Consider the following 20,400-nt stretch of genomic DNA (forward strand, 5'->3'; position numbering starts at 1 on the left):
GTGCGAATTTATTTGAGAAAAACCCTGTGTGTTTCTGCCCGATTCGCCAGTCTGATAAAAAATTGTTATCAATTTGTGAGATTGTTCTCTTATACCTTTGTGTCTTTGCCATTATTGGCCCGTAACTGGCACTCGCGGAAAGGTCAGCCTGTCAGCAACCTCCTAAAGTCGTGATCATGCGCCTGGCGCGTCGGCAACTTTTGGTCGTTAAACTTTTTGCGGACTTATATGGAGTGCCAAGAATGAAATTAAAACACGTACTGAGCCTCACCCTGATGGCGAGCAGCATCCTGCTGGCAGGCGCGGCATCTGCAGAAGTGAAAATTGCTTTGGTCGCAAAATCGCTGGGCAACGGATTTTTTGAAGCGGCTAACGTCGGCGCGCAGCAGGCCGCTAAAGAACTGGGCGATGTAAAAGTGATTTACACCGGGCCTACCACCACTACCGCCGAGGCGCAGATTGAGGTGCTAAACGGCCTGATTGCTCAGGGCGTCGATGCGATTGCCGTCTCCGCCAATGACCCCGACGCGCTGGTACCTGTGCTGAAAAAAGCCATGCAGCGCGGCATTAAAGTGGTGTCATGGGATTCCGGGGTGGCTAAAGATGGCCGCCAGATCCATCTCAATCCGTCCAATAATGCGCTGATTGGCGAAACCAACGTCAAACTTGCCGCCGATGCGCTGAAAGCGCTGAACGTGGAAAAAGGCGATGTCGCGATCCTGAGCGCAACCCCCACTTCCACCAACCAGAATCTGTGGATTGCCGAAATGAAAAAGGTGTTGCCAAAGTACCCTTCGGTCAATCTGGTCACCGTGGCCTATGGCGATGATCTGTCAGATAAAAGCTACCGTGAAACCATCGGCCTGCTGAAATCCTACCCGGATCTGAAAGTGATTATCTCCCCGTCATCCGTCGGCATTGTGGCGGCAGCGCAGGCGGTAAAAGATCAGGGTAAAATCGGCAAAGTGTACGTGACCGGCCTGGGGCTGCCGTCTGAAATGGCCGGGGCCATCAAATCTGGTGCGACCAAAAGCTTTGCTATCTGGAATCCGATTGATCTCGGCTACGCCGCCACCTATCTGGCCTATGATCTGGTCAAAGGCACCGCCACAAAAACTGAAGCCAGTATGGGCCGTTTAGGCAAGGTGAAACTGGATGCTGACGGCAGCGGCGCGATGGCCGAACCTTTCATTTACGACGCCAGCAACATCGACAAATTCTCTAAAATATTCTGATCCTGAATGCGGCTGACCGGCGTGCCGGTTGGCCGTTTTGTTGTATTTTGCCAGACAGGGGAATGGTATGAATGACTCCACAACGCCGCTTTTGTCATTACAGGGCATCAGCAAAGTCTTTCCGGGTGTCAGGGCGTTAAATAACGTCCATCTGGATTTGTATCCGGGAAAAGTCACGGCCCTGATTGGCGAAAACGGCGCAGGTAAATCAACGCTGGTGAAAGTCATGACCGGTATTTACCAGCCGGAAGAAGGCGAACTACGCTATAAAGCCATTCCGATCAAACTGCCTAATCCGGAATCTGCGCACAAGATTGGCATTACCGCCATTCATCAGGAAACCGTGCTGTTTGACGAGCTCTCCGTCACCGAAAATATCTTTGTCGGCCACTACGTTTATGCGGGAATCTTTAAACGCTTGAACTGGCCTGCGATGCATCAGCAGGCGCGCGCTATCCTGACGCGGCTGGAAGTGAATATCGACCCACACGCCACGCTCAAAGAGCTGAGCATCGCGCAGCGTCACATGGTGGCGATTGCCCGCGCACTGTCGTTCGATGCCCAGGTGGTGATCCTCGACGAGCCTACCGCCGCGCTCTCTCAGCATGAAATCACCGAGTTTTATCAGATTGTCGAACGCCTGAAAGCTGAGGGCAAAGCCATCCTGTTTATCTCGCATAAGTTCGACGAGATCTTCGCGATTTCCGATTACTACACCGTACTGCGCGACGGCAGCTACGTCGGCTCCGGCAAAATTAATGACATCAGCGAACAAAGCATGGTGACGATGATGGTGGGCCGCGCAGTCAGCCAGGCCTACCCGAAAGTGCAATGTGAGCCGGGCGAAACGGTGCTGGAAGTGCAGGATCTCAGCCATCCGACCGAATTTTCCGGGATCAATTTCTCGCTGCGCAAAGGTGAAATCCTGGGTTTTTACGGGCTGGTCGGCGCAGGCCGGACCGAGCTGATGCAGGCGCTGTTTGGCGTCACGCAGCCGGGGGGAGGAAAAATTTTTATTCATGGCAAAGAACACCATTTCTCACGCCCTTCGCAGGCTATACGTGCAGGCATCGTGTATGTGCCGGAAGAGCGGCAGAAACAGGGCGCGATCATTGATTTGCCCATCAGCCAGAACATCAGCCTGCCGCAGCTCAGCCAGCTCAATCCGCGCGGCGTGCTTAATGACAAAAAAGAGTGGGCACTGGCCGATGACTACGCCAAACGGTTGCAGGTCAAAGCTTCAAGCTGGAAACAACCGGTCGGCACGCTGTCCGGCGGCAATCAGCAGAAAGTGGTTATCGCCAAATGGCTGGCGACCAAACCGGACATCATCATTCTGGATGAACCGACCAAAGGCATTGATATCGGCTCTAAAGCAGCAGTGCATCAGTTTATGTCCGAACTGGTCGGGCGCGGGCTGGCGGTGATTATGGTGTCGTCAGAGTTGCCCGAAGTGATGGGCATGGCGGACCGGATCATCGTGATGCACGAAGGTCTGATGGTCGCTGAATTCAACGCGGGCGAAGCCACGGCAGAGGTGATTGTCAGCGCCGCCAGCGGTGTGTCACGGGAGGCTGCATAATGAAAAATCTGCTGAAGTACCGCGAGCTGCTGCTGGCGGTGGTGATTGTCCTGATGGTGTTCGGCGTCGGCGCACGTTCACCCGAGTTTCTGGGTTTGGGCAACCTGCTGGAGATGTTCAATGACACCTCGATTCTGATCATTCTGGCGCTCGGCCAGATGATGGTGTTGCTGACCAAAGGCATTGATTTGTCGATGGCAGCCAATCTGGCGCTGACCGGCATGATTGTCGCACTGATTAATTTCCATCATCCGGATATTCCGGTGTGGTCGTTGGTGCTGCTGGCAACTGTGCTGGGCCTGGTTATGGGGGCGATAAATGGTTTGCTGGTGTGGAAAGTGGGCATCCCGCCGATTGTGGTCACACTCGGCACGATGAGCATTTACCGCGGCATTATTTTCCTGCTCACCAACGGCGGCTGGATCAACGCCCATCAGATGAGCCCCGATTTCCTTAGCCTGCCGCGCGCAACGTTTATCGGCCTGCCGCTGCTCGGCTGGTGCGCGATTGCCGCGCTGATTCTGGTGGCATACTTCCTGCGTTACAGCCGCACCGGACGTGCGTTATATACCGCAGGCGGCAACGCAACGGCGGCGTATTACACCGGTATCAATGCGGGCAAAATGCAGTTCGTCAGCTTCTGCCTCTCCGGCGCACTGGCCGGATTCTGCGGGTATCTGTGGATTTCACGCTTCGCGGTTGCCTACGTTGACGTCGCCAACGGCTTTGAATTACAGATTGTGGCCGCCTGCGTCATCGGCGGGATAAGCACCATGGGCGGCATCGGTTCTGTCGTGGGCTGCCTGCTGGGGGCGTTGTTCCTCGGCGTCATCAATAATGCCCTGCCGGTGATCGAAGTCTCGCCATTCTGGCAGATGGCGATTTCCGGCGGCGTGATTGTGATTGCGGTGATCCTCAACGAACGCGCGAATAAAAGGAAAGGACGGCTGATTTTACGCCACACTTCTTCGGTTCACGCTGTGCGACCTGAAACAGAGGCCAGATCATGAATAAGACCTTAACGTCACCGACTACGGTAAACCAAAACTCGGCGCTGGCAGTAACACCTTTCCTGCGCCGCCTGATGTGTTGGGAAGGTTTTTTACTGCTGGTAACGCTGCTGGTGTTTGTGGCGGGCGCCCTCGCCTCGCCCTACTTCCTCAATATCTGGAATCTCTCAGACGCCACGTTCAACTTTACGGAAAAAGCCATCATCGTGCTGCCGATGGCGATGCTGATCATCGCGCGCGAAATCGATTTATCGGTGGCATCGACGATGGCACTGAGTTCAACCATCATGGGTTTCTGCGCGCAAGCCGGATTCCCAACGCCGGCGCTGGTCGGCGTGGGGCTGAGCGTCGGGTTGCTGTGCGGGCTGATCAATGGACTGCTGGTAACTCGCCTGAATCTGTCGTCAATCGTCATCACCATCGGGACCATGAGTCTGTTCCGTGGCATCACTTATGTGCTGCTGGGGGACAAGTCACTGAACCAGTATCCGGACAGCTTCGCCTGGTTTGGACAAGGGTACATCTGGGGGCCGCTGTCGTTTGAATTCGCGCTCTTCCTGGTGCTCGGTGCGGTGTTTTACTTCTTGCTGCACAAAACCAACTTTGGCCGTCGCACCTATGCCATCGGTAATAATCCGGTCGCGGCGTGGTATTCGGGGATTAACGTCAAACGCCACAACCTGACGCTGTTTGTGCTGGTCGGCGTGATGTCCGGTTTGGCGGCGGTGCTGCTGACATCGCGTCTGGGGAGTACGCGCCCGACGCTGGCCCTCGGCTGGGAGTTGAGCGTGATCACCATGGCCGTACTCGGCGGTGTCAGTGTTCTTGGCGGCTCCGGCAGTATGACCGGTGTTATCATCGCCGCGTTTCTGATGGGTCTGCTGACCTTCGGCCTGAGCCTGCTTAACGTGCCAGGCATTGTGATGTCGGTCATTGTCGGTGCCATGCTGATCGTAGTGATTTCACTGCCGGTGCTGTACCGGAGGGTGTTAGCACGCGGAAATAAGGCGGCACAGTGAAAGTAAAACCCCCGTTTTCAGGCGGGGGTTTTCAGGTCAAATGACTTCAGGGCAGATCAAAAAAGCTTCGTTCCGTAACCCCACATCAGCACTGTCAGGGCAAGCAGTAACTCCAACACCAGAACCCCCATCGCCAAGGTAGAACTGGAGAACAGGAAACCTTCGCGGTGGTCGATATTGAGGAAGTTAGGAATACCGAGATAGAGCAGATATCCGCTGTAACACAGGCCGATCAGACCAACAAACAGACAGAGCCAGACCATTGGGTAGAGCGCAACAATGCCGCTCAGGAACATCGGGGTTGCGACATAACCGGCGAAAACGATGCAGTTGTTGAGCGTCGGGCGGCTGTCATAACGGCGAGCCATCCAGTAGATGATTCGCCCCATCAGCGCCACGGCTCCCAGCATCATGACGTAAAAAATAACGGCAATGTAGGCTGCGGTGAACATGGAGACCATCAGGTTCTGACCGTCACCAAAATTCCATCCCAGCTGCGTGGTACCGATAAAAGAGCACACCACCGGGATCAGCGCCAACAACAATACGTGATGATAATAGAGATGTGAGACGGTTTCCCGTTCACGCTGGATACGTTGCAGTTCCGGACCGGGATGGGACATCAGTCCCCAGACATGATTGACCATAGTACACCCCCATAAACGCCGAAAGCCGCCAGCGGCGCGGGTGAAATGTCCTTCCGGGATGCCATGGGACACAGCGTGTCGGGGGCATAAAGAAGGTGGCGGCCTGAACTTATTATAGTTCGCCACATAAAGTCTGCATTTATAAAAAAGGCCCCTGACGGGGCCCTGAACAAGACAGTGCAGGTAACGTTTAATTCCGCTGCGGATTGTGCAATGCTTTTTCCCCGTTCAGCGACTGCCGGGCTTTCGACACCTCCCCTTCGCTGGCCGCTGACGCCTGATTACCCCAGGCATTGCGGATGTAGGTACTCACATCCGACATCTGCTGGTCATTCAGTTTCCAGCCAAACTCCGGCATGGCAGCACCGGTCGGATTACTGGCCGTGACCGCACCTTTGGCACCGGTCATCAGTACATGCAGGATGTTGGTTGGCACCGTCGCCTGGACACCGTTATTGCCCTTCAGCGCAGGGACCATATTGGCCACGCCGTCTCCGGAATTCTGGTGGCAGGCGGCGCAGTTGTCGGCATAAACCTGCTGGCCGCGGGTCATCACGTCGCTGGCCCCGGTGAGCGGTTTTGTCTCATCCTTACTGCCCGGCAGGCTCTTCAGGTAGACCGCAATGGCTTTCAGATCAGAGACATTCAGATGTTGCAGGGAATTTTCGACCGCTTCCGCCATCGGGCCGGAAGCCACGGCGCGGGCGTTAGCGCCGGTTTTCAGGTACTGCACCACTTCCTCGTTGCGCCACGCACCAATACCCTGACGGGTGTTGCCGGTGATCTCTGGCGCGTACCAGCCCTGCAATTCCCCGCCCTGTAAATGAACACCAAAATCATCGCCACCCAGCAGGTTTTTCGCCGTATGGCAGGAGGTGCAGTGGCCTAATCCTTCGACCAGATACGCGCCACGGTTCCATTCGGCTGTTTGTTGAGGATCCGCTTTGAACGGCGCGGTATCAAGGAAAAGCAGGTTCCAGCCAAACATCATCAGACGAATATTATACGGGAACGGCAGGTCGGTTTTCGGCCCGTCGTAATGCACCGCAGGGACGCTGTCCAGATAGGCTTTGATGTCTTTCAGGTCGGCATCGCTGACTTTGGCATAGACGTTATAAGGCATGGCCGGATAGAGATTCTGACCTTCAATACCTTTGCCGTTGCGAACCGCCTCCATAAACTGCTCATCGGTCCAGCCACCAATACCGGTCTGCTTGTCCGGCGTAATATTGGTGGCATAAATAGTACCAAATGGCGTTGCCAAGCCTAACCCACCGGCAAAGGCTTTACCGCCCGGTGCGGTATGACAGGCCACGCAATCCCCAGCCTGAGCCAGATATTTACCACGCTCGATGGCCGTTTTACCGGCCATGTCAGCAGCGGGCGGCGCCTGGAACGTATAGGTCTGGTGCGCGTTATGCCAGGTTTTATACCCGACAAAACCCAGCCCTGCGATCACCGCAATGCCGACAACGCATGCGACTGTTTTCTTCACGCTCATGTTCAGACCCTCACCAGCGGACCAGGTGCTTTCAAATACTGAGTTTTGATCGCCTCAGCCGCCCACAACGTCAATGCGCCCACGGTGCCGGTCGGGTTATACCCGCCGTTATTGGCGAATGCCGATGCACCGCACACGAAGGTGTTGTGCACATCCCAGCACTGCAGGTAACGGTTTACCGCACTGGTTTTCGGGTCATCGCCCATGCACGCCCCCCCGGTGGTGTGCGAGGAGAGATTATCCATTGGCGAGAACGGTTTGGTGGTCGGTTCTTGGCGCACCACGGTCTTCGCGCCCATTGCGTGAGCAATTTCCACTGAGCGGTCGGCCATGAATTTCGCGGAACGCTTATCGTTTTCGATCCAGTCGAACGTGACGCGCAACAGCGGCTGACCGTGGCGGTCTTTGTACTCGGGGTCGAGATCCAGGAAGACGTCGCGGTGCGGGTAGCTGTTACCCATACAATAGATATTGTTGTAGTTCTGGTAGCTCTCTTTGGCGGCTTTTTTCCAGTCCGAGCCCCAGCGCGGGGTTCCCGGCGGCACGTTATTGGACTGGCCGATAGGACGCCCGTTGGTAGAGTGCACCAGTGCCACGCCCCCACCGATAAAATCGTGGTGGGTATGGTCGAAGTTGTCCCCGTTGAAGTCATCGATCGCCTGCGCCAGCGCACCGGCACCGATGAACGGATTCATCATTTCATTCTCAAAGAACATGCCGGCACCGGAGACAGTCTGGTAGGCATAATTGCGCCCCACCACGCCTTCGCCGGTTTTATGGTCGTAAGGTTTACCGATGCCGGACAACAGCATCAGGCGCACGTTGTCCATCTGGTAGGCGGAAATCACCACGATATCAGCCGGTTGTTCCCACACGTCGCCGGTGCTGTCGATAAAGGCCACACCGGTCGCCGTTTTTTTATCCGCCGAGAGATTCACGCGCAGCACTTCAGATTCGGTGATCACCGAGAAGTTAGGACGCTGTACCAGAGCAGGCAAAATACAGGCATTCGGGCTGCTTTTCGACCAGTTGCCGCAACCGAAAAACTCACAGTAGCCGCAGTAAGTACAAGGTGCCATATTGATGCCGAGCGGATTAGTATAGGCCCCCGAGGTGTTGCCTGCCGGAACGGCAAACGGGTGGTAACCCATCTCACGGGTAGTTTTATCGAACATCATAGAGAGCTGGGTGCGTTTGAGTGGTGGCAGCGGATAATCACGACTGCGCGGGCCTTCAAATACGTTTCCGCCCTCGATTTTTTCGCCCTTGATATTGCCCGCTTTCCCGGATGTCCCGGCATAGCGCTCAAATTTATCGTAAAAAGGCTCGATGTCGGCGTAGGTCACGCCCCAGTCCTGCACCTGCATCCCGTCAAGAAACTTACCTTTGCCGTAGCGCTCGACAGTCTGGCTGTAGCTTTGCAGGTCATACGGCAGGAAACGCCAGGTCATGCCATTCCAGTGCGTACCCGCACCGCCCACGTTCATACCGAACTGGTAGGTATTCCACTCGCGCAGCGGCAGTGCCTGCTGGATCGGGTTGTTGCGAAACGTCAGGGTCTCGACGGCAGGGGGTTGCATGATGGCGCGGCGGCTGACAAAACGCAGCTCGTCGGTATCGATGGTCGTTGGGAAGTCGCTGCTGGTATCACGCCATGAACCACGTTCAATCGCCACCACGTTCAGCCCTGCCAGGGTCAGCTCGTTTGCCATCAGCGAACCGGCCCAACCGAGACCAACGATCACTACGTCAGCCTTTTCTCTGATTTTATTCATAATGTTGTGCTCATAAATGCTTGCTCAAAAATTAACAGTCCCCAAATCACTGGCCGTTGAATTACCGGTCTTGCTTATGATTTCGGGAAGGTGCTTAACATGCTGACGGGCTGGATATGCAGATCCTCACCGCGACGGTCAATCACGTCGCGAAAGTCATAACGCGCGCCGGGGAATCCGAGCATTTTCCAGCTGGCCATGTCTTTGTTGCCGCCGTACAGCGGGTCGGAGAAGAAACCTTCGCGCATGTTTTGCACCAGCATATTGAAGAACAACTGACCGTCGATCCCCGGCAGGGCAAACTCACCGGACTCAATCTTACGCAGCAAATCATCCTGTTTTTCGACGCTAAGGTCGGCAAAGGTTTTACCGCTGTTCCTGGCTTTAGAGACTTCATTGATCGACGCCAGACCCAGCTTGTAGCGCTGCGCCGGGGTGTCACTGAACTGTGGTCCCTGTGACGGCGTGCCGGAAACCACCGGGCCCAGACGGTATACGGTGACTGCGTTGCCGTAGTCACCGCTCAGCTGGCGGTCCAGAAACAGCGCACAACCGGCCTCTTTACCGCCAATACTCAGGTCATCAGCGGGGATAATGCGGTCAGCAATCGCCTCCACCAGACTGACTTCTTCTGGCGAGAAAAATGTCCATTCACCGGCCACCACCGGCGTCGGCGGCCGCACTGCGTGGATTATCCACGGCATACCGCCGGAGATAATTTTGGCTTTTACCTTCAACGCGGTACTGAATAACAGCACCGCCATCGAGGTCAGAAAGTGTCTGCGTTTCACGTTAATTCTCCTGTAGACGCACATTGCAAAGTGACGAACGGCGCGATCCCAAGGTTGGATCACGCAATTTGTGAAGAGGATTATACGAAGATGTTAGGAAAAAGTATTATTTTTCGTACCAAATGGTACACATAAAAATAAATAAAAATCATGTACTTGCCATCACCGAATTAATATAAAACAGTAATTAACAATTTTTTACAGGAGGAAGTCGAGATTTCGGTCTATGCAGTCCATTTCCTACCGTCCCTGTGGCAGATTCCTTGTCATTCGCAGCTTCGATAACGAACCAGACAATACATTCATTTAATATATGAATAAACACCGTGTTATCGGCACCGCACGCAGGCGCAAAAATATCCACCACGGGAGGCGAAAAGCATTAACCTGTGATCCTGCCCTCAATCATCCTGGAGCTATTTTGCGCATTGCCTGCTTACATACCGCCGACAGTAACATCGCTGTATTCGATGCTGCTGCCGAAGAATTGGGCCTGACACCGGATACGCTATCGCATCACCCCCGCCCTGATTTGCTCAGCGCCGTCACCGCCGCCGGACAACTGACCCCGGACATCCAGCAGCAAGCCTGTGACGCCCTGACTGAACTGGCAAAAACCGCCGATCTGGTCCTGCTGACCTGTTCAACACTCGGTCCGGCAGCTGCGGATGCAGCAACCCGTTCAGCGGTGCCGGTCTGGCGGGTGGATGAAGCCTTAGCGACGCAAGCTATGGCCAAAGCGGGCAAAACCCGGGTGCTCTACGCGGTGGAAACCACCCTGCAACCGACGAAACAGTTGTTTGAGCGCGTCAGCCGTCATCCGCAGGCGGAAGTTGAGTTTGTTCTGGTAGAAGGGGCCTGGAAAAAATTCATGGCAGGTGATGCCGCAGGCTATGTGCAGAACGTGGCGGCCGCCGCTGACAGGGCCTTCCAGCAGGGCGTAGATAAAGTGGCTTTAGCGCAGGCATCAATGGCCGGAGCCGCGAGTCTCACGCAGTTTGGCGCGCCATTGACCAGCCCGCGCTGCGGGCTTCGTGTCGCCATCGAGCATCTGCGCAAGAAACAGTATGAGGCGGGGTTACAGCAGAATTCCTGACATTGTCTATACTCAGTGAAGGATATCATCGGCTTAGCGATGATCACTGCGTACATCACACTGCTGAGGGACTGAGTATGAAAATTATTCTCTGGATCATCGCCATTATCTTTATCGTCGGCCTGTTGACGCTGACGGGCGTATTTAAACTGATTTTCTAACGTCTCTCCTGCCCGTTCCTTATCGCCAATAACGAACGGGAAATACAAACGCGAGACACAAACAAAAATGGCGCTGCATCATGCAGCGCCATTTTTATGTGGCTTAGCAAAGCCGGGCGTTTAATAACGTTAATCGTCAGCCTGTTCGATATTTGGCTGAGTGCGTTGTTGGTCTTTGGTCTTACGGTAAGTCTTGGCGATTTGCGGCACAGGGACCGTTTTACCGGTTTCCATCCAGGTGCGCAGACGGTTGGCATCCGCGAACGCGGTATATTTACCAAAAGCGTCCATCACCACCAGCGTTACCGGTTTGCCATTGATAGTGGCGCGCATCGCCAGACAGTGGCCTGCGTCATCGGTATAACCGGTTTTGGTCAGCTGAATATTCCAGCTCGGGTTCATAATCAGATGGTTAGTATTTCGAAAAGGTAATGCATAGGCCGGATGGGCAAAAACAGCGGTTTTTTCCGATGTCGTGCTCAGCTCGCCAATCAGCGGATATTTCTGTGAGGCCAGCAGCAGGCGGGTCAAGTCACGCGCTGTAGAAACGTTACGCGGCGAGAGCCCCGTAGGTTCCACGTAGCGGGTTTGCGTCATTCCGAGCTGTTTAGCTTTGGCGTTCATCGCACGAATAAAAGCGTCATATCCGCCGGGATAATGCGCGGCCAGGCTGGCAGCAGCACGGTTTTCAGACGACATCAGCGCCAGCTGGATCATTTGTTTACGGGTAATTTCACTGTTCACTTTCACGCGGGAGAAGACGCCGCGCATTTCGCTGGTGTTATGGATATCCACTGAAATGACTTCGTCCAGCGGCAGCTTGGCATCCAGCGTCACCATCGCCGTCATCAGTTTTGTCAGAGAGGCGATCGGCCGTACCTGATCGGGATTTCGGGAATAAATCACTTCGTGGGATTTTAAATCAACCACCATGGCACTGCCGGAAGCAATTTGCACAATAGGCGCGACAACGGGCGCATGTTTTTCGCCAGCCGTGGCGGTTGAGACAGACATCATGCCTGCATTGAAAGCCAACAGGCTCAGAACCAAAAGACGGATTTTCACATGCATTGCTCTGTATTTAAAAAGGTTGTCATCAATGGAAATGGAGCATCGGGACTGCGGAGGAATTATAAGGGAGGTAACGCGGGATGACACTCGGATTTTTTGCAGCCATTTGTCACAAAGTCTGTCACAACCTCACGGGTGCCGTGGCTTGGCGAGTAAGTAAACACTTGCAGGGGGCATTGATGAAATAAGCCGCAGAACGTCACTGCGGCGTTTGAAGCGAAAAAAGCGTTTAATTATTTTCTATCTGATAACCGATTTCCTGCCCGTAAGAGAGCTCGAAAGTATTGCCGTCAGGATCATCCAGGAATGCCCAATAGCCTACCGGCGGGCCGCTTTCTGTGGGTTCTTTGCGCAAAACGCCGTCGGTGCGTGCAAGCGCCAGTTTGGCGTCCATCTCTTCTTTTGATTTACAGGCGACACCGAGGTGTCCGAAAGGACCAAGTCTGGTGTCCGCAGAATCCGGGTTTTCTACCAGCACGATGGCGAAATGACGGGTCAGGTCGCTTATCCAGGCTACCGGTCTTGCATCCGTACCACGCTCTCCGCGCCGGTGGATCACTTTCATGTCAGCAAATTTTTCATAGAAAGCCAGACTGGCATCAAGATCTTTGACTGAAAAGGCGATGTGGGTCAGACCGGTATCTTTGTTATCCATGATATTTCTCCATTTGCGTTGTACATGAAGCCGCGCATGAAGAAATCAGGGAAAACGATCAGCGGTTAATGCGTTCGGCGATCTCTTTCGATGTTTGCAGCACGCGCACTTCACTAAATAATTCCGTGGCTTCGTCGTACTCTTTGCGCAGATATCCCAGCCACTGTTTGATACGGGCGACGTGATACAACCCGGTGTCGCCCTGCTTTTCCAGATGGGTGTATTTTTTTAGCAGTGTCATCACATCCGGCCACGGCATGCGCGGCTCGTTGTATTTCACTACCCGGCTGAGGTTAGGAATGTTCAGTGCACCGCGCCCGATCATCACCGAATCACAGCCGGTCACCTGCATACAGGCCTGCGCACTGGCGTAGTCCCAGATCTCGCCGTTGGCGATCACCGGGATAGTCAGGCGTTGGCGGATTTCACCGATGGCCTCCCAGTTAATACGCTCGGCTTTATACCCGTCCTCTTTGGTACGGCCATGCACCGTTAATTCGGTGGCACCGGCCTGCTGTACCGCATCGGCAATTTCAAAACTCTTCGCCAGAGAATCCCAGCCCAGCCGCACTTTAACCGTCACCGGCATTCCGGCCGGGACTGCCTCACGCATGGCTTTGGCCCCCTGATAAATCAGTTCCGGATCTTTGAGCAGTGTCGCCCCGCCGCCGCTGCCGTTGACCGTTTTGGACGGGCAACCGCAGTTGAGATCGACGCCGTAAGAGCCCAGCGCCACGGCAAGCGCGGCGTTTTCCGCCAGCCACTGCGGATATTGACCGAGCAATTGGACTCTCACCCGCGTGCCGGAAGGCGTGCGGCTCTGATTCAGCAGTTCGGGGCAGAGACGATGGAAGGATTTGACGGGCAGCAGCTGATTAACCACACGCAAAAACTCAGTGATGCATAAGTCGTAATCATTCACTTCGGTCAGAAGTTCCCTGACCAAAGGATCCAGTACGCCTTCCATCGGAGCCAGTAATACACGCATGACGTTCAACCCTTAAAAAATGACGGGCAATGATACGGGTGAACGCCCTGCTATGGCTATAGCTACGTTGTTATCCTTTGCTGCACGCCAGCCGATCCGGGTGCGACAAACGGCGCTGACTCACCGAACGCCAGGCGGTGAAAATGCCCAGAGCAGACGGGATAATGAAGGCCACAAACAGCCAGAAGGCGGCGTTGCTGGCGGCATCAGTTCCGCCACCATTCACACCCGCCAGATTGGCGATAGTGCCTGCCAGCGCCGCCCCCAGCGCAGCAGCGAAAGATTGCACCAACGTAATAGAAGCACCCGCGGTCTCTTTTTCCTGCTCATCGGCCTGCTGCAACACGCGGGTCAGCAGATGCGGCCAGCCAAGCCCGATCCCAAAACCTGCCAGCGTCAACCCCAGCACAATGCCGCTCAGATTGAACCACGGCGGGCCAAACACCACGGGGATGGAAATCAGCATTAACAGCAGTCCCACCGCCAGGATCACCGGGCCGGAGACAATCGCCTGATTGGCCCGACGCCCGGTCCAGCCGGCGCTGGTCATTTCGCTCAGCGTCCAGCCTGCGGCGGCGGCGGCGGTAATGTAACCCGCGGCGAGCGGCGTCTGCCCGTGCAGGTGTTGCAGCATATACGGAACGTAGATTTCGCACCCCAGACCAATCATCAGCAGCGCCATCGTCATATACAGCCAGCACAGCGGCGAAGAGAGGGATAACGAATTACGCGGCAGCAGACGTATTTTCGAGCTGAACTCGCGCCGGCGCAGAATCATCACCATCAGAAGGGCCACTACAATGCCGCCAAGATTCACCCAGCCGTGGGTTGATAAACTACCGGCTGAGACCACCAGCACCGAACCTGTCAGTAAAGCCAGTTGAACAAACGGCAGCGGTTCTGCCGCCTGCGGTTTTGCCTGTTGCGCCGGTAACGTGCGCCAGACCAATACACCGAACAACATCGTCACCGGCACCAGCAGGCCGAAGGCGTAACGCCAGGCATGAAGTTCAGCAAAAATGCCGCCAATCGCCGGGCCGACTAAGGTCGCAATACCCCACATGGCTGAAATCAGGGCCATCGCACGCGGCCACAGCGATTCTTTAAATACCAGATTGATCATCGCGTACGAAAGCGCGAACAGGAAACCACCGCCTAAGCCCTGAATCGCTCTGCCCAACAGCAGAACCTGCATACTCGGCGCGACGGCGCACAGTGCGGCACCGGCCATGAAAATGCCGGTGGCCGTCAGATAACTGCCGCGCGGCCCAGCCTTACGCATCAGGCGTGCCGACAGCGCTGAGCCGAGGATCGAGCTGACCACAAACAGCGTCATGTTCCAGGCGTACCACGCGAGGCCGCCGATATCCTGCACCACCGAAGGTAAAATCGTGATAACGATATAACTGTTGGTCGCATACAGCGCTACGCCTGCGCTGAGCGCCACTGCACTGCCGCGGTTTTCGGCGCTGAATAAACCGCTCCAGCCGCTTTCGTTTTCTGACATCTCTGCATCCCTTTGGATTGTTCCAGCGCACCTTATTGAAGTACGTCTGTATTGTGGTAATATTAAACAAGAAATAACTTGGAATAATAATCCGTCCCGTAATCTAGAACCTGATGAGGCAATATGTCAAGCACTGACTTGGAAAACTCAGGAAGTGAAAATCCAGCCGGGATGAAACAAAGCGTAGCTGAACGCCTGCTGTTGCTGCTCAAAACCCGTGGAGAATTGCAGGCCAGTGACGCCGGTAACATTCTCGGCACCACCGGCGAGGCGGCGCGCCAGCAGTTCGTCAAACTGGCAAAAGAGGGGCTGGTTGAGGCGAGGTCTGTTTCACAAGGCGTGGGCCGCCCGGCGCAGTTCTGGCAACTGACTGCTCAGGGGCATGCGCGCTTTCCGGATGCCCATGCCGATCTGACCGTCCAGTTGCTGACGTTGATCCGCTCTTCACTAGGGGAAAAAGCGCTGGATAAACTGATTTCCAGGCGCGAAGCGCAGACCCGCGATGCTTACCAAAAAGCCATGACCGGTGCAGATACCTTACAGGAACGCCTGCAACGGCTGACAGCGATCCGCACCCGCGAAGGGTATATGGCGGACTGGCAACAGGAAGAGGATGGCAGCTTTTTGCTGGTAGAAAACCATTGCCCGATTTGTGCCGCCGCCGCCACCTGCCAGGGATTTTGCCGCGCCGAACGCGACGTGTTCAGCGCCACACTGGAAGCCAACGTGGAGCGTACCGAGCATATTTTACAGGGCGCGCGCCGCTGCGCATACCGCATCTGGTTGTGACACTTTTCTTAAATAACAGACAAAAAAAACCGCCTGCAATGAGGCGGTTTACTTTCTTAGTCACTAAGAAAGGGATCAGAACGAAATAGCTTCGCCTGAAGGATTACGAGTTACGGCTGCCACCCGGAGGGCCTGAACGACGCTGACCGGCATTCGCTGCGCGGGAAGGACGGGCCGCAGGACGGCCTTCGCCCGAACCACGGTTTTCACCGCCGCCGTTGCCACTGCGCTGGCCGCCGCCTGCAGAGCGCGGTGCGCCTGAGCGTGGAGCACCTGAACCAGAACCAGAACGCTGACCGCCGCCCTGACGCGGAGCACCACGACCGCCGCCGCTGCCCTGACGACCATTGATGATCGGCTCAGCTTTGATGGTTGGGTCTGGCTCGTAACCTGGCAACGCGATGCGTGGCACTTCACGCTTGAGCAAACGCTCGATATCACGCAGCAGTTTATGTTCATCAACACACACCAGAGAAATCGCTTCACCGGTGGATTCCGCGCGGCCGGTACGGCCAATACGGTGAACGTAATCTTCAGGCACGTTCGGCAACTCGTAGTTCACCACGTGTGGCAACTGGTCGATATCCAGACCACGCGCGGCGATGTCGGTTGCAACCAGCACGCGAACGCCGCCGTCTTTGAAGTCGGCCAGTGCACGGGTACGTGCGCCCTGACTTTTGTTGCCGTGAATCGCGGAAGCAGTGATGCCATCCTTATTCAACTGTTCTGCCAGATGGTTTGCGCCGTGTTTAGTACGGGTAAAGACCAGCACCTGTTTCCAGTCACCTTCGCCAATCATCTGAGACAGCAGTTCTCTTTTGCGTTTCTTATCAACGAAATGCACGCTTTGTTCGATCTGCTCAGATGCGGTATTACGACGCGCCACTTCAACAGAAGCCGGGTTAGTCAGCAATTTGCTGGCCAGGCCTTTGATTTCATCAGAGAAAGTCGCTGAGAACAGCAGGTTCTGGCGCTTGGCTGGCAGTTTCGCCAGAACGCGACGGATGTCGTGGATGAAGCCCATGTCCAGCATGCGGTCAGCTTCGTCCAGCACCAGAATTTCAACTTTGGATAAATCCACCGCGTTTTGATGTTCTAAGTCCAGAAGGCGACCTGGGGTCGCGATCAGCACATCTACGCCTGCGCGCAATTTCATCATCTGCGGGTTAATGCTTACGCCACCAAATACGACCAGTGAACGCAGGGTCAGGTATTTGCTGTAAGACTGTACGTTTTCGCCAATCTGCGCCGCCAGTTCACGGGTCGGGGTCAGGATCAGCGCACGAACAGGGCGACGTCCTTTGAATTGCGCGTTGGAATGGCTGAGCATGTTAAGCAGCGGCAGGGTGAAACCAGCGGTTTTACCGGTACCGGTCTGCGCACTCGCCATCAGGTCACGGCCTTGCAGAACAACAGGAATAGCCTGGCTCTGAATAGGCGTAGGCTCACGATAGCCCTGTTCTTCAACAGCACGCAAAATTTCGGCACTTAAGCCGAGAGAATCAAATGACATATAAGGAAAAGCTCCAGTCCACTCTAACCCGAACGGGGTTCGGTGCAGTTTCAAGAGTGGATGATCAGACGAGGCAAATGAGGCATTACCACGAGGATTCGGCACAAACTGCAGTGCGCCAGTTGCGGCGATTTTAACACAATACGGCCGGCTGCGCGAAATTATATCCAAAACGGCGGTGTAACCTGATGTTTTCGACGCAAGTATAAGGAATTAACTGTTGTGCTTTCAAAGGCTACGGCATTTTCTGCGGCGATAGCTAAAAAGCCTGATACAGGACAGCAAATTAGCGCAGAAGTCTTTCCTTACCACTTTTTGCGGCCCTTTGCGGCACCTGACTTGCTATGCTTGACGTAGTTCACACTCTTTTATTAAGGCAACCCCGCAGCACAATGGAAACCTGGAAACTCAATCTAATCTCCGTCTGGCTCGGGTGTTTTTTCACCGGCATGGCGATGAGCCAAATCCTGCCCTTCCTGCCTCTTTATATCGAACAACTCGGCGTCACTGACCACGCGTCACTCAGTTTGTGGTCGGGTCTGGTGTTTAGCGGAACGTTCCTGGTGTCAGCCGTGGTCGCGCCGTTGTGGGGCAGCCTGGCCGACCGCAAAGGCCGTAAGCTGATGCTGCTGCGCGCCGCGCTCGGTATGGCGATTGTCATGATGTTGCAGGGTTTTGCCACCAACGTCTGGCAGCTGTTCATCCTGCGCACCCTGATGGGGCTGACGTCCGGGTATATTCCCAATGCCATGGCGCTGGTCGCCTCGCAGGTGCCGCGCGACAAAAGCGGTTGGGCGCTGGGTACGCTCTCCACTGGGCAGGTTTCCGGTGTCATCATCGGCCCGTTGCTGGGCGGTTTTATGGCCGACCATCTCGGATTACGCACCGTGTTTTTCGTCACCAGCGGAATGTTGTTTATCAGTTTCCTGATCACTTTCTTTCTGATTAAAGAACGCGTCGTGCCGATAACCAAAGCCAACCGCCTGAGCGGTAAAGCGGTTTTCACGTCTCTGCCCTATCCGTGGCTGATTTTAAGTCTGTTCGTCACCACCATGATGGTGCAGCTGGCTAACGGTTCAATAAGCCCGATCCTCACGTTGTTCATTCGTGATTTATCGTCGGATACCAGCAATATTGCCTTTATCAGTGGGGTGATCGCCGCCGTGCCCGGCGTGTCGGCGCTCATGTCAGCGCCGAAGCTTGGTAAACTCGGCGACCGCATCGGCGCGCACCGCATTCTCATCGCCGCATTAGTGCTGTGTTTTGTCTTGTTCTGTTTGATGTCGACGATCAGCACGCCAGTACAACTCGGTATTCTGCGCTTTATGCTCGGCTTCTGTGACGGTGCGTTAATGCCTGCGATACAAGCCCTGCTGGTGAAATACAGCAGTGACCAGACCACTGGCCGCATCTTTGGCTACAACCAGTCGTTTATGTACATGGGTAACGTGATAGGCCCCCTGCTCGGCTCCGGCGTTTCGGCCATAATGGGCTTTCGGTGGGTGTTCCTCGTGACCGCGGTCTTAGTGCTGTTCAACCTGATACAGGTAGCATGGAGTTTTAGGCGTGTGCCGACACGCCAGTCGAGATTTTAATTTCAAATATAAGGTCAAAGTCGTGGGCGTCGGCCCACACCGAGGTAAGGGGACTTAAACGAATCCCCTTACCAATCCCGCGTTTTTTAACTCCGTTGCTGCGCTGGTTGGGACGGACGTGTTTCAGGTATTTCTGCTATAGCCGCAAACTCCGCCGCTGCGCGGTGCTCTCATTTCCGGTTCGGACCAGCTCGAAAAAATACTCTCGCCGTTTCTCACCGCTCACTCGACGTCGTTTTGAACGCGGCACACTGGCATTTAAAACGAAAGTTATTCTGCTTCCCCCCTGCGAAGGGGAGGGTTGGAGTGGAGTATTACAACCAACGCGGTGTTTTTTGCCAAACACCCTCCCAACCAAAGCGTGTTTTGATTTACATAGCCAATAGACCGCGTTCAAAAATGGCACTGAGCAAGTGGTTCGAGACCTAAGTCTCGAAACCCGTAGCGAAGGCAGCGCCTAAGCGCTGACATTTTGCGGTGTGAACTGAAGCCACTGAAACACGGCCATTGTGACATGCGAAGCGCGCAGTTAAAAAAGCTCGGATTCCAAAGGCCCGAGCGACTGCCGGCCTTTGGTCGGTGTGGGCCGACGCCCACGACCTTGAATTTGAATTAAAAAAAGAGGCGCTTTTCAGCGCCCCTCATTTGCAATAAAAAACCCAAACCTTATCTGCGGTTGCCGAAAATCCGCAACAACATCAGGAACAGGTTGATGAAGTCTAAATACAGCGTCAGCGCGCCGACAATCGAGTATTTACGGAAGTTATCTCGGTCATCAACATTCAGTTGCTCACCCATGTTTTTCAGCTTTTGCGTGTCATACGCGGTCAGGCCGACGAAGACCACAACACCGATGTAAGTCACAGCCCACATCAGCGCCGAGCTTTTCAGCCAGATGTTAACCACGGAGGCCAGCACAATACCAATCAGCGCCATGAACAGCAGGCTGCCCATTTTGCTCAGGTCGCGTTTAGTGGTGTAACCGAACACGCTCATCGCACCGAACATTCCGCCGGCTACCACAAAGGTGCTGGCAATCGATGAACCGGTGTAAACAATGAAAATGCTGGAAAGCGTAAGCCCTGTCAGCGCCGAGTAGAGCATAAACAGGCCGGTGGCAACGGTGCCGCTCAGGCGGTTAACCATGCCGGAAATCACGAACACCAGTGCCAGCTGCGCGATAATCAGGCCAAAGAAGGTGATCTGGCTGGAGAAGATAAAGCCGAGGATCGCCGGGGAGCGCGAGGCATACCAAGCAACGAATGCGGTTAATAACAGGCCACAGGTCATCCAACCATAGACCTGCGCCATATAAGCCTGAATGCCAGTGTTAGCACGTTCAACAATCGAGCCGTTACTGCGTGGATATCGATCCATGATGATTACCTCTTGCATGGAGGACTAAAAATTAGGCCATTAAACAGGCCACCTGTTGGATAACATTACCACAAATTCTCCGCTTTGC

The 20,400-nt window shown here is 54.9% G+C and carries 18 protein-coding genes; 8 read left to right on the forward strand and 10 right to left on the reverse strand.

The window, feature by feature from the left end; genetic code table 11:
- Window positions 1-242 precede the first annotated feature (242 nt).
- The 4 genes from rhaS (at window position 243) to ACZRKO_RS10280 (ending at window position 4,846) form a co-directional block, all read left to right on the forward strand.
- Window positions 243-1,235 (forward strand): rhamnose ABC transporter substrate-binding protein, encoded by a 993-nt coding sequence (rhaS, locus tag ACZRKO_RS10265; RefSeq protein WP_463737087.1) that lies wholly within the window; start codon window positions 243-245, stop codon window positions 1,233-1,235.
- Between the two features lie 67 nt (window positions 1,236-1,302).
- The gene (locus ACZRKO_RS10270) at window positions 1,303-2,817 is read left to right on the forward strand and encodes a sugar ABC transporter ATP-binding protein (protein ID WP_463737088.1); all 1,515 of its coding nucleotides are present in this window, start codon (window positions 1,303-1,305) and stop codon (window positions 2,815-2,817) included.
- Window positions 2,814-3,827: an ABC transporter permease gene (locus ACZRKO_RS10275; protein ID WP_463737526.1), complete on the forward strand. Its 1,014-nt coding sequence runs from the start codon at window positions 2,814-2,816 to the stop codon at window positions 3,825-3,827. The genes ACZRKO_RS10270 and ACZRKO_RS10275 overlap by 4 nt, the downstream gene beginning before the upstream one ends.
- 74 nt (window positions 3,828-3,901) lie before the next feature.
- Complete coding sequence (locus ACZRKO_RS10280) at window positions 3,902-4,846, forward strand: ABC transporter permease (protein WP_463737527.1); 945 nt, start codon at window positions 3,902-3,904, stop codon at window positions 4,844-4,846.
- A 56-nt stretch (window positions 4,847-4,902) separates the two neighbouring features.
- Here ACZRKO_RS10280 and ACZRKO_RS10285 read toward each other — a convergent pair whose 3' ends face one another.
- The 4 genes from ACZRKO_RS10285 to ACZRKO_RS10300 form a co-directional block, all read right to left on the reverse strand.
- Window positions 4,903-5,493, reverse strand: coding sequence for a Yip1 family protein (locus ACZRKO_RS10285; protein ID WP_463737089.1), 591 nt, complete (start codon window positions 5,491-5,493; stop codon window positions 4,903-4,905).
- A 190-nt stretch (window positions 5,494-5,683) separates the two neighbouring features.
- Window positions 5,684-6,994: a c-type cytochrome gene (locus tag ACZRKO_RS10290; protein ID WP_463737090.1), complete on the reverse strand. Its 1,311-nt coding sequence runs from the start codon at window positions 6,992-6,994 to the stop codon at window positions 5,684-5,686.
- A gap of 2 nt (window positions 6,995-6,996) precedes the next feature.
- Window positions 6,997-8,769, reverse strand: a complete 1,773-nt coding sequence (locus tag ACZRKO_RS10295) for a GMC family oxidoreductase (protein WP_463737091.1) — start codon at window positions 8,767-8,769, stop codon at window positions 6,997-6,999.
- Window positions 8,770-8,843: 74 nt separating this feature from the next.
- Window positions 8,844-9,560: a gluconate 2-dehydrogenase subunit 3 family protein gene (locus ACZRKO_RS10300; RefSeq protein ID WP_463737092.1), complete on the reverse strand. Its 717-nt coding sequence runs from the start codon at window positions 9,558-9,560 to the stop codon at window positions 8,844-8,846.
- 421 nt (window positions 9,561-9,981) lie between these two features.
- Between ACZRKO_RS10300 and ACZRKO_RS10305 the strand changes: the two genes are divergently transcribed.
- Window positions 9,982-10,656, forward strand: coding sequence for an aspartate/glutamate racemase family protein (locus ACZRKO_RS10305; RefSeq protein WP_463737093.1), 675 nt, complete (start codon window positions 9,982-9,984; stop codon window positions 10,654-10,656).
- A 77-nt stretch (window positions 10,657-10,733) separates the two neighbouring features.
- Window positions 10,734-10,817, forward strand: a complete 84-nt coding sequence (locus ACZRKO_RS10310; RefSeq protein WP_019105993.1) for a small membrane protein YohP — start codon at window positions 10,734-10,736, stop codon at window positions 10,815-10,817.
- Window positions 10,818-10,946: 129 nt separating this feature from the next.
- Here ACZRKO_RS10310 and pbpG read toward each other — a convergent pair whose 3' ends face one another.
- From pbpG to ACZRKO_RS10330, 4 genes are all read right to left on the reverse strand, one after another.
- Window positions 10,947-11,888: a D-alanyl-D-alanine endopeptidase gene (gene pbpG / locus ACZRKO_RS10315; protein ID WP_463737094.1), complete on the reverse strand. Its 942-nt coding sequence runs from the start codon at window positions 11,886-11,888 to the stop codon at window positions 10,947-10,949.
- Window positions 11,889-12,117: 229 nt separating this feature from the next.
- Complete coding sequence (locus ACZRKO_RS10320) at window positions 12,118-12,543, reverse strand: VOC family protein (protein WP_463737095.1); 426 nt, start codon at window positions 12,541-12,543, stop codon at window positions 12,118-12,120.
- A 58-nt stretch (window positions 12,544-12,601) separates the two neighbouring features.
- Window positions 12,602-13,531 carry a tRNA dihydrouridine(16) synthase DusC gene (gene dusC / locus ACZRKO_RS10325; RefSeq protein WP_463737096.1) on the reverse strand — a complete coding sequence of 310 codons (930 nt, stop codon included), beginning with the start codon at window positions 13,529-13,531 and terminating at the stop codon, window positions 12,602-12,604.
- A 70-nt stretch (window positions 13,532-13,601) separates the two neighbouring features.
- Complete coding sequence (locus tag ACZRKO_RS10330; RefSeq protein ID WP_463737097.1) at window positions 13,602-15,038, reverse strand: MFS transporter; 1,437 nt, start codon at window positions 15,036-15,038, stop codon at window positions 13,602-13,604.
- A 123-nt stretch (window positions 15,039-15,161) separates the two neighbouring features.
- Here ACZRKO_RS10330 and ACZRKO_RS10335 point away from each other — a divergent pair, with 123 nt between their 5' ends.
- A complete protein-coding gene (locus ACZRKO_RS10335) occupies window positions 15,162-15,827 on the forward strand; it encodes a helix-turn-helix transcriptional regulator (protein ID WP_463737098.1) in 666 nt (221 codons plus the stop codon).
- A 103-nt stretch (window positions 15,828-15,930) separates the two neighbouring features.
- On the opposite strand, the gene rhlE is transcribed toward ACZRKO_RS10335, so the two are convergent.
- Window positions 15,931-17,340, reverse strand: coding sequence for an ATP-dependent RNA helicase RhlE (gene rhlE, locus ACZRKO_RS10340; protein WP_463737099.1), 1,410 nt, complete (start codon window positions 17,338-17,340; stop codon window positions 15,931-15,933).
- 392 nt (window positions 17,341-17,732) lie between these two features.
- On the opposite strand from rhlE, the gene ACZRKO_RS10345 reads away from it, so the two are divergent.
- Window positions 17,733-18,935, forward strand: coding sequence for a multidrug efflux MFS transporter (locus ACZRKO_RS10345; protein ID WP_463737100.1), 1,203 nt, complete (start codon window positions 17,733-17,735; stop codon window positions 18,933-18,935).
- A gap of 666 nt (window positions 18,936-19,601) precedes the next feature.
- On the opposite strand, the gene ACZRKO_RS10350 is transcribed toward ACZRKO_RS10345, so the two are convergent.
- Window positions 19,602-20,312, reverse strand: coding sequence for a Bax inhibitor-1/YccA family protein (locus tag ACZRKO_RS10350; protein WP_463737101.1), 711 nt, complete (start codon window positions 20,310-20,312; stop codon window positions 19,602-19,604).
- Between the last annotated feature and the right edge of the window lie 88 nt (window positions 20,313-20,400).

The organism is Ewingella sp. C233, from assembly GCF_055407225.1.

Bases quoted from the DNA above. Each gene is read 5' to 3' on its own strand.
- dusC (WP_463737096.1), bottom strand. From the start codon at position 13,531: ATGCGTGTATTACTGGCTCCGATGGAAGGCGTACTGGATCCTTTGGTC.
- ACZRKO_RS10270 (WP_463737088.1), top strand. From the start codon at position 1,303: ATGAATGACTCCACAACGCCGCTTTTGTCATTACAGGGCATCAGCAAA.
- ACZRKO_RS10290 (WP_463737090.1), bottom strand. From the start codon at position 6,994: ATGAGCGTGAAGAAAACAGTCGCATGCGTTGTCGGCATTGCGGTGATC.
- pbpG (WP_463737094.1), bottom strand. From the start codon at position 11,888: ATGCATGTGAAAATCCGTCTTTTGGTTCTGAGCCTGTTGGCTTTCAAT.
- ACZRKO_RS10295 (WP_463737091.1), bottom strand. From the start codon at position 8,769: ATGAATAAAATCAGAGAAAAGGCTGACGTAGTGATCGTTGGTCTCGGT.
- ACZRKO_RS10345 (WP_463737100.1), top strand. From the start codon at position 17,733: ATGGAAACCTGGAAACTCAATCTAATCTCCGTCTGGCTCGGGTGTTTT.
- ACZRKO_RS10310 (WP_019105993.1), top strand. From the start codon at position 10,734: ATGAAAATTATTCTCTGGATCATCGCCATTATCTTTATCGTCGGCCTG.
- ACZRKO_RS10350 (WP_463737101.1), bottom strand. From the start codon at position 20,312: ATGGATCGATATCCACGCAGTAACGGCTCGATTGTTGAACGTGCTAAC.
- ACZRKO_RS10280 (WP_463737527.1), top strand. From the start codon at position 3,902: ATGTGTTGGGAAGGTTTTTTACTGCTGGTAACGCTGCTGGTGTTTGTG.
- ACZRKO_RS10335 (WP_463737098.1), top strand. From the start codon at position 15,162: ATGTCAAGCACTGACTTGGAAAACTCAGGAAGTGAAAATCCAGCCGGG.
- rhlE (WP_463737099.1), bottom strand. From the start codon at position 17,340: ATGTCATTTGATTCTCTCGGCTTAAGTGCCGAAATTTTGCGTGCTGTT.
- ACZRKO_RS10285 (WP_463737089.1), bottom strand. From the start codon at position 5,493: ATGGTCAATCATGTCTGGGGACTGATGTCCCATCCCGGTCCGGAACTG.
- rhaS (WP_463737087.1), top strand. From the start codon at position 243: ATGAAATTAAAACACGTACTGAGCCTCACCCTGATGGCGAGCAGCATC.
- ACZRKO_RS10330 (WP_463737097.1), bottom strand. From the start codon at position 15,038: ATGTCAGAAAACGAAAGCGGCTGGAGCGGTTTATTCAGCGCCGAAAAC.
- ACZRKO_RS10320 (WP_463737095.1), bottom strand. From the start codon at position 12,543: ATGGATAACAAAGATACCGGTCTGACCCACATCGCCTTTTCAGTCAAA.